Origin of the sequence: Marinifilum fragile (assembly GCF_963677365.1) — a bacterium.
Taxonomy (GTDB): domain Bacteria; phylum Bacteroidota; class Bacteroidia; order Bacteroidales; family Marinifilaceae; genus Marinifilum; species Marinifilum fragile.
The window spans coordinates 4,463,344-4,475,557 of sequence record NZ_OY781962.1; the positions used below are offsets into that span (position 1 = coordinate 4,463,344).

9 protein-coding genes are annotated in these 12,214 nt (G+C 35.8%); 2 read left to right on the forward strand and 7 right to left on the reverse strand.

Annotation, left to right across the window (positions count from 1 at the left end):
* Positions 1 to 16: 16 nt before the first annotated feature.
* The 3 genes from ACKPCA_RS18035 to ACKPCA_RS18045 form a co-directional block, all read right to left on the reverse strand.
* Positions 17 to 820 (reverse strand): ABC transporter substrate-binding protein, encoded by an 804-nt coding sequence (locus tag ACKPCA_RS18035; RefSeq protein WP_321280313.1) that lies wholly within the window; start codon positions 818 to 820, stop codon positions 17 to 19.
* Entirely contained in the window at positions 820 to 3,042 is a 2,223-nt protein-coding gene (locus ACKPCA_RS18040) for an APC family permease (protein WP_321280314.1), read from the reverse strand. Before ACKPCA_RS18040 ends, ACKPCA_RS18035 begins: the two co-directional genes overlap by 1 nt.
* Positions 3,043 to 3,108: 66 nt before the next feature.
* Positions 3,109 to 4,239, reverse strand: a complete 1,131-nt coding sequence (locus ACKPCA_RS18045; protein WP_321280315.1) for a DUF4369 domain-containing protein — start codon at positions 4,237 to 4,239, stop codon at positions 3,109 to 3,111.
* A gap of 283 nt (positions 4,240 to 4,522) precedes the next feature.
* Here ACKPCA_RS18045 and ACKPCA_RS18050 point away from each other — a divergent pair, with 283 nt between their 5' ends.
* Both ACKPCA_RS18050 and ACKPCA_RS18055 read left to right on the forward strand, forming a co-directional pair.
* Positions 4,523 to 5,491 carry a hypothetical protein gene (locus tag ACKPCA_RS18050; protein WP_321280316.1) on the forward strand — a complete coding sequence of 323 codons (969 nt, stop codon included), beginning with the start codon at positions 4,523 to 4,525 and terminating at the stop codon, positions 5,489 to 5,491.
* 119 nt (positions 5,492 to 5,610) lie between these two features.
* The gene (locus tag ACKPCA_RS18055; protein WP_321280317.1) at positions 5,611 to 6,738 is read left to right on the forward strand and encodes a saccharopine dehydrogenase family protein; all 1,128 of its coding nucleotides are present in this window, start codon (positions 5,611 to 5,613) and stop codon (positions 6,736 to 6,738) included.
* 422 nt (positions 6,739 to 7,160) lie between these two features.
* Here ACKPCA_RS18055 and hydF read toward each other — a convergent pair whose 3' ends face one another.
* The 4 genes from hydF to ACKPCA_RS18075 are packed head-to-tail and all read right to left on the reverse strand — an operon-like array spanning position 7,161 to position 12,020.
* Complete coding sequence (hydF, locus tag ACKPCA_RS18060; protein WP_321280318.1) at positions 7,161 to 8,381, reverse strand: [FeFe] hydrogenase H-cluster maturation GTPase HydF; 1,221 nt, start codon at positions 8,379 to 8,381, stop codon at positions 7,161 to 7,163.
* A gap of 51 nt (positions 8,382 to 8,432) precedes the next feature.
* Positions 8,433 to 9,881: a lyase family protein gene (locus tag ACKPCA_RS18065; RefSeq protein WP_321280319.1), complete on the reverse strand. Its 1,449-nt coding sequence runs from the start codon at positions 9,879 to 9,881 to the stop codon at positions 8,433 to 8,435.
* A gap of 2 nt (positions 9,882 to 9,883) precedes the next feature.
* A complete protein-coding gene (locus ACKPCA_RS18070; RefSeq protein WP_054713970.1) occupies positions 9,884 to 11,047 on the reverse strand; it encodes a sigma-54-dependent transcriptional regulator in 1,164 nt (387 codons plus the stop codon).
* A gap of 31 nt (positions 11,048 to 11,078) precedes the next feature.
* Entirely contained in the window at positions 11,079 to 12,020 is a 942-nt protein-coding gene (locus tag ACKPCA_RS18075; RefSeq protein ID WP_054713973.1) for a Ppx/GppA phosphatase family protein, read from the reverse strand.
* Positions 12,021 to 12,214 lie beyond the last annotated feature (194 nt).

Sequence of the window (12,214 nt, forward strand, 5' to 3'; positions counted from 1 at the left end):
GCAAAAATAGAAAGAATTATTCTGCTTTAATTTTTTTAATCAAGTTTATAAAATAATCTGCTGCTTGCAGCATGTGTGATTCATACCATGAGAACATCTCTCCATCTACCAATTCAATTTTAGCATTGGGTAGAATGTCTCTAATTTCTTTGATGTTGGCTTCCTCGAATGGATATGGTTCTGAAGAAAGCAGTACCAATTCAGGATTTAGTTCTTTTATCTCTTCCGCTGTCAGGTTTGGATATCTTTCTTGTGGATCAGGTAGAATGTTCTCAAATCCACACATTTCCAACATTGAGTTAATAAAAGAATTTTTGCCCACTCCCATGAAAGGCTTTCTCCATACCAGGTATAAAACTTTTAACGGATTTTCATTCTTAGGAATTTTAGCAAAACCAGCTCGTATCTTATTTGTAATTTCGAAAGCCTTAGGCTCTGTACCTGTTATCTTACCCGTGTTTAAAATATTTTGTAGAGCTTCTTCGTAGTTTCGAACCTTACTAACATACACGGGAAAATCTTCCATTAAAGCTTCAACCTGTGCTTTGTTGTTTTCTTCTTCGTTAACCAGAATCAAATCAGGATTCAGGAGGTTGATTTTATCAACATACAAGTTTTTAGGGCCTCCGATATTAGGTAATTTTTCAATCTTTTCTTTCGGATATCTACAAAACTTGGTGCGAGAAATTACTTTGCCTTCCAATCCCAAATCGAATAAAAACTCAGTTGTTGATGGAACTGCAGAAATGATTCTATTGGGCGGAAAGGGAATGTTTACCTCTCGACCCAAATCATCGGTAACTTTTATAAAATCAGTCATTACTTAATTTTAATTTCTTTGTATGAACTCACAAAAAGTATGTTACCCATATCTTCAAAGCCAGTAAACAAATCAACACCTTCTTCGACTACTTCTTCATGGTTAAAACCAAGAATACTTAAATCAGCATCCATGGATTTCGACATGATTACCTGTTTTTTGTTGGCGTAGTTGGCATTAATCAACTGGATATTGCTAGGAGAGATTGGTAATCGACCCGATTTGATCAAGGCCAGTAGTTTTTCCTTCTGATTTTCTAGCTGATCTTCCGGATAGATTGCAAAAATCTTAATGGTTCCTTTCTTCCAATCAGGATGTCCTTGAATGATATAGGCCAGAAGAATCATCAAGTTTGCATTTTCCAAATCGTTGGCACCAATCCAAACATGTATTTCTTTTTGGTAGCCAAATCCTTTATAGGATGTATTCAAAATACAAACATCGAAATGAGTTGATTCCAGCAGTTTGTAATTGTCAATCACATAATTCAATCTTTCTGATTCTGTTCTCGAAAATTCGAACAGTATGGTGTTGTACCCATGTCCGGATATTCCAGACAACTGCATTACCTGGGCAATTGCCGAAGTCATGGATGGAGAAATAATCGTATCCAGATAAACTCGATTTTTACTGCCAGAAGCAAGGTTAATCAATTTGTTCATTACCTGTTTCGATTCTTCATTGGTTTTCTCATTTAAGAATCCTTCCAGGAAATGAATATAGGTTCCAAAACCATATTTGTAGGAAATCCATCTTAACAAATCGAATGCTGACCTGCGCTTAAAAGAATCTTGCGAAATACAAATGGCAAAAGGTCTCCAGCTTAGTTCACGATCTCCTTTTTCGGCTCGTTGTGCGAATATTTGCAAGTGGCGACTTAGCTGGAAAACTACACCCCGGAATAGTTTCGCTAAACCTCTGTTTTCTTTTGTGCTTACATTTATTCCATAGTAGATACCGCCCATAATCATTAATGATAATATGGCATAAGTCATATTCATCTGGAACATGATCCAAACCGAAAGAACTGCTCCCATTAAGGATAAATACCACTTAGAACGGAAGGTTGGACGGTATGAAGGATCTGCTGCAAAATGTTCAAGGAAGGAGATGATGCAAATGGCGCCATAGGTTACCATGAAGAACATGGAAATAATCTGAGCAACAAAATCAACATCGCCAATAAAAACAAAAACGAATGCAATGGCTATGGAAATCACCGAAGCATTAATAGGTTCATTATTTTTTTTACTTTCTGATTTTAACCATTTATTTAGTCCCTTTTGAGGGAAAATATCATCTAAACCAATTGCCTGAAGGGTTCTTGGAGCAACCATTATTGAACCCAATGCCGAAGAAAGTGATGCTGCAGCCAATCCAATAGGAATAATTGGGCCCCAAATGGCAATCTTTCTCATGATCAATTGATCGCTAGCCAAGTCTTCAGGACTTGCAGACACAGTAAATTTGTACGCTGCCCAAATGTAAATCAATAATCCACCAACGGTCGCCCAAATGGTTCCTCTTGGGATCGATTTTCTGGGGTTTTTTAAATCCCCAGATAGACCTAAGCCAGCTGCTAAGCCTGTAAATGCTGGAAAAACAATGGTAAACACATAAAAGAAACCCTTTGGGTTTTCAATGGTGGCGTCTAAAACCATTTCGGTAGGCGCATTTTCTGGAGTTCCGATAAAAAACATGAATAAGGAAAGACCTAGAGTTGCTACTACAACATACAAAGCCTTCATTCCCATGTTTGCTCCGCGATAAAGAAATAAACCAGCCAAAATAGTCATAGTTGGAATACTAATGGCTCTTTTATCGTAAATTAAAATGCCATAATTGTCAGCCAGCCACTGAATTGCTGGATCAAAAGCTTCGGCAAAAGCAATAATATAGAAGGCCACCGAGATTGCCTGAGAAAGATAGAGGGTAATTCCAATTGCAGCGCCAATATTTAAACCAAACGATCGGGAAATGATATAGTAGGCCCCTCCACCTAATACTTTTTGGTTGGTTGCAATCTCAGCAACTGCCATGGCCGTAGGAATGGTAACTAAATGACCTAAAATAATGATTCCAATTACTCCAATAAATCCAACATTACCAACAGCCCAACCAAAACGAAGGAACAAAATTGCCCCTAAAATGGTTGAAATGGCAGTTAGGAAAACTGGCATGGTGCCAAAATTGGCTTTGTTTTTCAGTAAATTATCGGGCATAGTTAAATTTCTTTAGTCTCTTTTATCAAAGTGCTAAATATAGTTAATCGAAATTGATAATAAATACTATAGGTTTGAAAGATGTTTTAAGATCTGAGATTTTAGTACTTCAGTATTCAGCTCATCTTGATGATATATGATTTTACCATCTTTATCAAGTAGGAATGCATTGAAACCTCTATCCAAGTATCGCACTACTTCAACGTTCTGGTCTAAGCTTCCAATTTCTATACAATTTAATTCAGGTCTGGATTCGGGATGCCAAGCTTTGCTTTTAGTGGTTCCAGGAATCCTTACTCTTGCAAATGATGAATATCTAATGATGTTAACAACTTCTAATGAAGGAAAAGTGTTTGTGATATCTTTAATTCCATTATAATATTCTTGAGCTCGATCAGGGAACCAGCATCTCCAAATGTATAGCAATATAGGTTTCCCTTTATGCTGTGAGAGTTGGTATTCTTTACCATCCAGGGTCTTAGTCTTTATTTCAGGAAATTGTCCTTTGTTTTGAAGTGTTTCAATGATATTAACCCTTTTTTGTAAGTTGTTAACATACATTCCATTGGGATTAGCCAACTTTAAGGTTTTCAATTGCTCTTTTATATATTCCAGGCTTCGTTTTGCAGCAAAGTATTCCTGGTATATCAGGTAAGCAATAACTGGTGAAGATGCATATTTGTAGTAATATTCATCTTTGAATTGATTTAATCTGGCATATTCCTTCATGAATTGATTTTTTTTAATCGAATCCGATTGTATTTCCGGAATTTCCAGGTTTTCAGCAATTTTTAATTTTTGCTTATTGTTTTCGGCTAGTTTTGATTGAAAATCTTTATATCTGTCTTGCGCTGGAGAACCTTTTAGTTTGCCAATCAAAAATTTGTGGTTCATATCCTTCTTGTGAACAAATAAGCTCATTTTTGTTGGAGACAGGAATGCTTTTCCAGCTTTTCGGCCTGCTACCATGAATTCAGCAACAAAGGCTTGTTCACAGGGTGATTCAAATTTAAATTCTCCATTTTTGGTTTTAACAGAATCGATTAATTCTTTGGTTTCACCATCATGCTTGTAGAGGTAAATATATTCTTCCTGAAGCCCCCCAATCATTCCTTGAAGGGTGAAAGTTTTTTGTTGAGCATGTATAGGAATTGTTAAAGTGATAGAAAGCAGAAAAAGACAAATTACTTTGTTCATTGTATAAGTATTAAGATGTTAGAGATTCTTGTGTAAATCCAGTTCTAATTAAAGTTAGATTTTTTTATGAAAATTTATAATCAAATATACCAATTTGAATTATGTAACGGTTTACCGCGAAGGAGAATATTCAGTTTTGATTGAAAATATTTAGTCTAATACTATGGAAGTTTAAGATTTAAATAGTGATTGTGTGCTGTAAATATTCAAGATTTTTATTCACCTATTCTAAAATCTTTGTAAATTATTATTGAAAAGTGTTATTGTAAAAGGAGATTAGGTGATGAATACAAGAAGAAATTATTTAAATGTGAAGAATACAATAATGGTTGTTTGTCTTGTAATATTAGTTTTATTGCGCATCTTTTCTCTTGAAATTGCTGAGGCATCCTTTTCTTTTGTAGAAGCAAATTTATCACCTGATGGTTATATACGCACTGGATTGTTGGGGTTGAATAATATAATTCAGGCATATTTAAATATTGGTTTTGGTTTATGGTTTAGTGTTTTTGTATTAATCTATACGAAATTAGGATCCAGGTTAGAATGTGTTTTTTTTCCCACAAGGATGAGGATTTTTTTTCTGGGAGAGAATTATGAAAAAAATGTACTTGCAAAATACCATCGAAACTTAATAATAGCATCTGCAATTATTGGATTCCCATTGTTAATGATGACCTATTTAGAGAAAAGCTATTTGGTTAATCTTTTGTTGGATGAAGATGGACTTTTTGAGTATTTTACTTTTTTTCTGCTATTTTTTTCCGGACTGATTCTTATTCTAGTCTTTTACCTAAGAAGAATCAAGTACAAGCTTCCAATAAAAGCTACTAATACTCTTTTTGCGGTCTTTTCTGTTTTAATTTTATTTATAGCATTTGAAGAAATAAGCTGGGGGCAGAGGATTTTCAATGTGGAAACTCCAATGGCAATTAGAGAGGTAAACTATCAATCTGAATTGAATTTGCATAACATATTCAATCTTTATTTTCCTATAGTTTATCCTTTATCTGCAATTGTATTATTCACATTGTGTTTATTTGGGTGGATTCCACGTCGTAGTTTTCGAACACCGAGATTCAAACTCATATTTCCATATCCAAGCCTTTTTCCATTTGTTTTTTTTCTCCTAATCTCTTCAATGTTTGGTGGCTTTGAAATTTTTGAAATTTTTTTTTCTCTATTTGTTTTTTTCTATAGCCTTACCTTATATCTCTCATATATTAATAATCTGGATCCTAAATCAGTATGAAAATGAAATAAACAATAATTGTATCATATGATATTGGTTTGTTTCCAGGTGTATTGGATGACATCGAACTTGTTAGACAATAACTTCATTAGTAATCATTATAATTAAATAATCATAGCATGAAAAAAATAACTGTATTAGGAGCTGGATTGGTTGGGAAACTAATTGCTATTGATTTAAGTGAATCTTTTGCTGTAACCACGGTTGATCATGATGCGAATGCATTGGAACAATTGGCCAGGCATTCTAAAATTAAGACCAAGAAGGCTGATTTTTCGGTTGCTGGCACGGTTCGGAACTTAGTGGCAGATTCTGATTTGGTAGTTGGTGCTGTTCCTGGAAATATGGGGTATAGTGTAGTTCGGGAAGTAATTGAGGCTGGAAAAAATATGGTGGATATCTCCTTTTTCGCCGAAGATGCTTTTGAATTGGATGACCTCGCCAAAAATAATGGCTGTTGCATTGTTACGGATTGTGGTGTTGCTCCTGGAATGGGTAACTTGATTTTAGGTTACCACAATGAAAAAATGAGGGTGCAAAGTTTTAGATGTCTGGTGGGCGGTTTACCATTTAAGAGAGAGTGGCCCTGGGAGTATCGGGCAGTTTTTTCTCCGATTGATGTGATTGAGGAATATACCAGGCCCGCTCGATATGTTCAAAATGGTGATATTGTTATACGGGAGGCTTTGTCGGATCCGGAATTGATCTATTTTGAAAATATAGGAACACTGGAGGCATGGAATTCTGACGGATTGCGCAGTTTGATTAAAACCATGAATGTTCCCAATATGATTGAAAAAACATTGCGTTATCCAGGAACCATTGAGTATTTGAGAGTGTTGAGAGATACTGGCTATTTTTCTCACGAGAAGATTAATATTGATGGTGTGAAAATCAAGCCAATTGATTTAACTTCAAAGTTGCTATTTTCAAAATGGAAGTTGAAACCAGGCGAGAAAGAGTTTACGGTGATGAGGGTAGAGGTAGAAGGATTTCAAAATGGCTTAAATAAAACCATTGTATATGATTTGTTCGATCAGTTTGATGAAGAAAAAGGATTTACATCCATGGCGAGAACTACAGGATATACCTGTACTGCAGTTGCCAATATTTTGCTGAAAGGCAAATACTCTCGCAAAGGAATCAATCCTCCTGAATTTCTAGGGAAAGATCCTGATTGCTTTAATTTCGTATTTCAATATTTGAAAGAAAGAGGAGTTGTTTATAAAATCAATATAAATGAATGAGTTTGAATGGCTCCGTTGAAAATTCATCATTTCACTTTTTTAATTGAACTTTTAATGTTGAATCCTGTCTGTTTAATGTTGCAGGTTGATATTTCAATGTGAAAAGTTCAGGTTTTAATATCGTAAGCTAAGCTTTCAGTCTTGAAACCTGAACTTGTAATGTTGATAGTTGATGTTTTAACGTTAAAACTTCAACTTTTAATGAAAAATGATGTCCCATTGAGCTAAAATGACAGCAAAAAACGTTGAAAGCTCAACTTTCAATATTGAAACTTCATGTTTCAACATTAAAACATCAGCTGCCAATGTTGAAACCTCAAGTTTTAACGTTAAAACCTCAGCTTTTAATACTGAAACTTCATGTTAAGACGTGGAAAGCTTAACTTTTAATATTAAAAGTTGATGTTGAAACGGTTCAAATATTACAGATAATCCAATGAAGAATCTTCAATTTTGGCAAAAGGAGCAACTGCTCGGTTGTAGATTCCTTGCACATAGGCAATGGCCATACCGTAGTTGGTAACCGGAATTCCGGCATCTATGGCAGGTTGCAAGCGGTTGCCCAATTGTTTAGGAGTAATCATACATCCACCACACTGAATTAACAATGCATAGTCCGATATCTCTCCTGGGATTTCATCCAAACCAGCTATCACAACAAATTCAAGTTGTTTACCCGTGTAATTCGAGATCCAGCGAGGAATCTTTACTCTTCCAATATCATCGCACGAAGTGTGGTGAGTACAACTTTCCAGAAGTAGAATTTTGTCACCATCTTTCAGCTCCGAAATTTTTGGTGTTCCTTGAAGATAAGCAGAAAAATTGCCTTTGAAATGCGCCAGCATAATGCTAAAACTGGTCAGGGCAATATCAGAAGGGATAGAAGCTCCAGCTTTCAGGAATACCTGGCTATCGGTAACTACGAGTTTGGGTTTGATTCCGGTTTTACGTAGAAATGCATCCACTTCACGTTCTTTCAAAACGATACAGATTGCATCGTTGTCCAGAATATCACGAATGGCTTGCACTTGAGGTAGAATCAATCTTCCCTCAGGCGCTTCGATATCAATAGGAGTGATCAATAAAACAATATCACCATAGGAAATCAAATCGCCAAGAAGCGATGGTGTTGTAAATGCTGACTCAGGAATGGTTTTCTTGATGCTTTTTACGATAGGTTCAATGTCACCGTTAAGCGAATTAAAATGCAAAACCTCTTTAGCTCCTGCTTCATTTAGTTTCCCTAAAGTTTCCTGATGCAATAGCTCTAAATCTTCTTTATTATGAACGGCAATAAAAGGAACATCTTGTTTCTTGAACTTTTCAATCAAACCTTCTTCAAAATCGCCAAACGTATTTTTGGTAATGACCAGAATGGCCAAATCGATGGTTTTTATGGCCTGGTTGGTTTTAAGGATTCGCTTTTTTCCCAATTCACCAGTATCATCAATCCCGGCTGTATCAATTAAAATAACAGGTCCGAAACCAGTAATTTCAAAAGATTTTTTAACTGGATCAGTGGTAGTTCCTGCTACATCAGAAACAATAGCAATATCCTGACCAGCAAGGAAGTTGATTAATGTACTTTTCCCGTTATTTCTTCTACCAAAAATTCCAATATGCGGACGACGTTCTCTTCCCATGTTTTAAAGTGATCAGTTATCAGTAAACAGTTACCAATGAACAGTTATCAGTTATTTAGTATTAATTGTTTCGCTTAAAATGAATCCTAATTTTAATAATTCTTCAGGAGTAATCAGCTCTTTTATTTTATCATTCGAAAGCATTTCAAGCTTGTTGTTGGCTTCTAGTATTGTACAAGAGTTTTTCTTCATCTCTTTAGCCAGTTTAGCAGCCTTGTGATATCCGATGTATGGAGAAAGGGCTGTGGCTACCGAAGGATTATAAAGCACATTTTCTTCAGTTAAATTTGACTGTATCTCTAGTTCTTTGAATAGATTCTGGGTAAGTGTATTGTTTGCAGCAATCAGTAATTTGATGCTATCTAGCAAGGCATGACCAATAGAAGGCAAATACGCATTTAATTCCAGGCAGCCTTGTCCTGACAGATTGCTAATCATTACATCGTTAGAATACACCTTATGAGCGGTGCTGATTACAAATTCAGGAATGACCGGATTTACTTTTCCAGGCATAATGGAACTACCAACTTGTTTTTGAGGCAAGTGAAGTTCTTTGTTCTTAAAAAGATCAGAACCTAAAAGTCGAAGATCGGCAACCATTTTTTCCAAATTTACAGCATGTGCTTTCAGTGTTGCATGAACTTCAACAAATCCATCTTGATTTGCAGTTGCATCCGATAAGTTTTCTGAACGCGTAATTGGTAAACCTGTCAGCTTGCGCAGATTTGGCACTACTTCCATAATAAAAAATCGTGGGATAGATAAACCCGTTCCAATTGCTCCACCACCAAGATTCACCTCCTTAATTCTTTCGAAACATTTGGAAACTCTCCACCAATCTCGCGACAAAGCATTGTTGTATGTGCTAAACAGTTTATCGTATGAGGATGGAACAGCAGCTTGCATTTGTGTGTATCCAATGCGCAATACGTTTCGGTAATTACTTTCTGTTTTTTCGACCTGTAAACGCAAGTTGTTTATCGACTCTTCCAGTTCCTGAAGCAAACGAATTGCTGCAACTTTTAGCGATGTTGGAATTACATCATTGGTAGATTGGAACACATTGGCATGCTCGAATGGATCCACTTTATCGTAATCACCACAATTTTCACCAGCTTGTTGCAAAGTCCTGTTGGCGATAATTTCATTCACATTCATGTTGATGCTGGTTCCAGCACCACCTTGTATGGCAGGCACAATGAAATGATCAAAATGCTCACCCAGATTTATTTCATCTGCGGCATTACTTAAGTTTTCAATCAGATTTTTAGCCAACAATTGAAAAGGAAATTCCTGATTTGGAAACTTACGATCGATTCCCTTCAGAAAATCAAGGTAAGTTTTGTAACAGGCTTGTTTTACAACCCCAACAGCCATATACCATTCTTTATGAAATTGGGTGTTGTCCGGAAAATTCTCCTTTGCACGAAGAGAATGAATTCCCCAAAGTGCATCTTTGGGAATCTCTCTTTTACCAATAAAATCTGATTCAATTCTCATGATTAATTTGCTGATTTGGTATATGCTTTCACATCGTCAACACTAATGCTATCCTGTCCCAGGATGATTAATCGTTCGATAATGTTTCTAAACTCGCGAATATTTCCCGTGTAATTGATATTTTTTAGCTCTTCAATTGCAGCTTCATCAATTCCTTTAACAGGCAATCCCATTTCTCCACAAATCATATCAATAAAATGATTTGCAAGCAGAGGAATGTCATCAATTCTGTCGTTCAAAGAAGGAACCTCAATCAAAATCACACTTAAGCGATGATACAAGTCTTCACGAAAATTGTTGTTCTCGATTTCTTCTTTCAAATTTTTATTGGTTGCGGCAATTACACGAACATTTACTTTAATTTCTTTATCACCACCAACACGGGTAATTCTATTTTCCTGCAAAGCTCTTAATACTTTTGCTTGGGCAGATAAACTCATATCGCCAATTTCATCAAGGAAAAGAGTACCTCCATCGGCCAATTCAAATTTGCCTTTTCGCTGTTTAATCGCAGAAGTAAAAGATCCTTTTTCATGGCCAAACAATTCACTTTCGATCAGTTCTGAAGGAATAGCAGCACAATTTACTTCGATAAATGGACTTTTACAGCGATTGCTTTGTTCGTGGATTCGATGTGCAACCAATTCTTTTCCGGTTCCATTTGGTCCTGTGATTAGAACTCTGGCATCGGTTGGTGCTACCTTATCAATCATCTGATTTACATCCTGAATTGCATCAGCCTCACCAATCATTTCATATTTTTTACTGACTTTTCTTTTCAGAACTTTGGTTTCCGTAATCAGCTTTGATTTGTCCATCGCATTACGGATGGTAATCAGAATTCTATTTAGATCAAGAGGCTTTTCAATAAAATCGAATGCTCCTTTCTTAATTGCTTCAACTGCAGTATCGATGTTTCCATGACCCGAAATCATGATGACTGGAGTGTCAATGGCCAATTCCTGTATTTTGTCCAGCACTTCAATACCATCCATCTGTGGCATTTTAATGTCGCATAAAATAACATCGAATTCATCATTTTTGGCCATTTCCAAACCAGCAATGCCATCTTCGGCAAGGCTGATGTCGTAGCTTTCATAACTTAGAATTTCTTTCAAAGTATTGCGAATACTTCTTTCGTCATCAATGATCAGAATTTTAGACATAGCTATTTTTTTGATTCTACAGCTGCAGCTGTTAATTAGTGTTTTTTTCAATGTGCTCAAACAAAGCACCTTCTTTTAAAGCATATGAAGATTGGTACAATTTACTAAAACCAGCTTCTTTTACCAGATGATTAATAAAAATACTTGCCATCACCATTAACTCAACTCGAACTGGATCCATACCTTTCATATTTTTTCTTTCTTCCAGGCTTGAGTTTAAAAAACTTTGATGCAAGCGGAAGAAATCTTTTAGCTTGATTTCGAATTGAGATTCTGGCAATCCATTTGTTGAATAGCCATCAGCCATAAGGATTTGTTTGAAAGTATCAAATGATCCAGATGAACCGATTAAGGTTTTTACGTTGTGAAGTTCAAGTGCTTCAAATAAGTCGGGCAATTGCTCTTTTAAGTACTCATCTACCTTGGCAATATCTCCTTTTGTCATAGGATCCGAAGGCGTAAACATTTCAAGCAATCGGGTCATTCCCAATGGATAACTTTTTTTCCAGAATACTTTTTCGTTATTGGCAATAATAATTTCATTGCTACCACCTCCAATATCAAGAATAGCAACAGCTTCGTGATTTAATGCAACACCATTTTTTGTGCCTGAATAGATTAAATCAGCCTCGCGTTCTCCCGAAATGATTTCAATATTTACTTGATAGTTTTCTTCTATTAATCGGACGAATTCTTCTCCATTTTCCGCTGACCGAATGGCTGAAGTGGCGAATGCAATTTTTTCGCTAGAATTATATTCTTCTGAAATGCGATTCATTTCTTCAAAAGCATTTTTCGCTCTTTGAATCGCTTCGTCGGTTATTTTATTTTGATTAATTCCTCCCTTGCCAATTTTGGTAGGGTACTTCGAACGGTGTAGGATGTTAGGATGCTTCCCTTCGCTCCATTCTGCTACCAATAAATTAAATGTATTGGTTCCTAAATCAATTACAGAAATCCGTTTCTTTTGCATAAATTAAGGTTAAAGTTTTAAGTGAAAGCGATCTAACCTAGGTCTTAGGATTAGATTCATTATCGAAGATAGTAAAATCTTTGTTTAAGAATAATAACTTTTGTCAATGTCTAGTAAATACTGATAAAAGACACGATTCATCACCTTCAAAAATTGTGCCTAACTTCAAATTTATGAAAAATGCCTCAAAAGAG